The organism is Mesorhizobium sp. M4A.F.Ca.ET.090.04.2.1, from assembly GCF_003999085.1.
In the GTDB taxonomy this organism is placed as follows: domain Bacteria; phylum Pseudomonadota; class Alphaproteobacteria; order Rhizobiales; family Rhizobiaceae; genus Mesorhizobium.
In genome coordinates this window covers 1-1,124 of the sequence record NZ_RZOT01000901.1, presented here as the reverse complement: position 1 = coordinate 1,124, position 1,124 = coordinate 1, and the positions used below count along the sequence as shown (strand labels likewise).

At 64.5% G+C, this 1,124-nt stretch carries 2 protein-coding genes; both read right to left on the bottom strand.

All coding sequences use genetic code 11. From position 1 onward, the window contains the following. Positions 1-658: nitrilase-related carbon-nitrogen hydrolase (locus EN781_RS33000; protein ID WP_127400751.1), on the bottom strand; the 658-nt coding region annotated here is incomplete at its 3' end. Between the two features lie 3 nt (positions 659-661). Continuing rightward, positions 662-1,039: a hypothetical protein gene (locus EN781_RS32995; RefSeq protein WP_126058265.1), complete on the bottom strand. Its 378-nt coding sequence runs from the start codon at positions 1,037-1,039 to the stop codon at positions 662-664. Between the last annotated feature and the right edge of the window lie 85 nt (positions 1,040-1,124).

Genomic DNA, 1,124 nt, shown 5'->3' with positions numbered 1-1,124 from the left:
CCACAGGAAGATACGTCGCGGCGCTTGCGACGAAGCAGCGCCCCTCGAAAGCGTAGTGCCGGGAAGCAAGCTGGTGCGCCGACGGCATGTCCGGCCAAAGGGCAACATGAATCTGCTCGTCCTCGGCGTGCAGGGCCTGGCGGATGATGGGGTGGAAATGCTCCCAGCATACCATCGCGCCGACCCGCCCGGCCGCCGTTTCGTTCACGCGCAGGCCGTCCGCATCGCCCGGCGTCCAGACCAGGCGTTCGGTGTGGGTTGGAGTGAGCTTGCGGTGAACGGATACGATCGATCCATCTGCGTCGATCGTAAGCGCGCTGTTGTAAAGCAGCGCGGCGCTCGGCCGAGCGCGCTCATTGAGGCCGATCACCACGCACACCCCATTGTCACGCGCGGCGTCGCAAAGGGCCTGGACGTGAGGGCCGGGAACGGTGGCGCTTGCGGCCACCAGCTTCTGGAACCAGTGCCGCGCCTCCGGATCGTTCCAGCCGGCTAACCCGAAAACCCAGGCCGGATAGCCCCCGAGCCAGGTTTCGGGAAACACTACGAGATCGGCGCCTTGTGCCGCTGCGGCCTCAATCTCCGCTTTCGCAGTGGCGATGCCCGCGTCGAGATCGAGAAGGTGCGGGGGCCTCTGGCTGATGTAGATGCGCGTCATATTCTACCACCCCGTCAGCACGCGGACCGTGACCCAGACCCAGGCAAGAGCGAAAGTCGACAAGGCGGCGAAGTCGCCGACGCTTGCAACCTTGTATCGCTGCGGAAAATCCGGCCACCAGCCCATCGCACCCGTCGAGATGACGGTATAGAAGCCGGTGACCAGCAACACCAAAGACGCATAAGAGTCGACGACGCCTGTCGCCTCCGCGGCGAGGAAGATGCCGCCGAGCACCAAAGCGTCGACGTGGCCCTGCCGCAGCCGCGCGAAGTTTCTGATGTATGCCCAGCCTGCCGGGCGCTCGAGCGACAGATACATGAGGATACCGGAGCAGCCTCCCATCGACAGCAGCAGCAGGCCGCCTTTGCCAAGAATGCCCATTTCTATTCCGCAGCCAGGTTCTTGCGACGCCACGCGCCGATGTAGATCACAGCCAGCGCGGCAACGACCGCAAAGACCCAGATCG